The sequence below is a fragment of the Vibrio sp. D173a genome (genome assembly GCF_030248475.1).
Window position 1 is genome coordinate 1 of record NZ_JAHGAH010000932.1, and the last position, 627, is coordinate 627.

Genomic DNA, 627 nt, shown 5'->3' on the forward strand with positions numbered 1-627 from the left:
AGGGGAACTCTATAACCGTTTAGATGAGGGTGACCTATTCGGACAAATGGGATTGCTAACCAATAACAAGGTACGCTTCCCAGTCAAAGCCATCGAAGATACCCTGCTGTACTGCATCCCAGAATCCATCTTTCAAGAACTCTACGACGGTTACGACTCGTTCGCCGATTTTGTAGAGGTAGAAGATAACGCACGTCTGCGCCAAGCCATCTCAAACAACAGCGATGCGAACGATCTCACGACCTCAAAGGTAAAAACGCTACTGACTAGCGATGCACCGATGATCGAGAAAACACGCACCATTCAACAAGCAGCGACCATGATGGCTGAAGATAACGTCTCTTCACTGCTGATTATCGACCCAGATATTGTTGAAGATGATGAAGATGATTCAACGCCCGTGATCGGCATCATCACCGACCGAGATTTATGTACACGTGTGCTTGCAGCAGGACTTGATCCGTCGGATGAAGTCTCCAGCGTAATGACACCAGAGGTTATCTCTCTCGACCACAACGCTTACGTATACGAAGCCATGATGACCATGCTTCGCTACAACGTGCACCACCTGCCAGTACTTAAAGATAAGAAGCCAATCGGTATTATCGAAGCGACTGACATTGTCCG

The 627-nt window shown here is 47.8% G+C and carries 1 protein-coding gene; it reads left to right on the forward strand.

What is annotated here, in order from left to right; genetic code table 11:
• A partial coding sequence (locus KIV40_RS30365) for a CBS domain-containing protein (protein WP_285352980.1) occupies positions 1-627 on the forward strand: 627 nt, incomplete at both ends.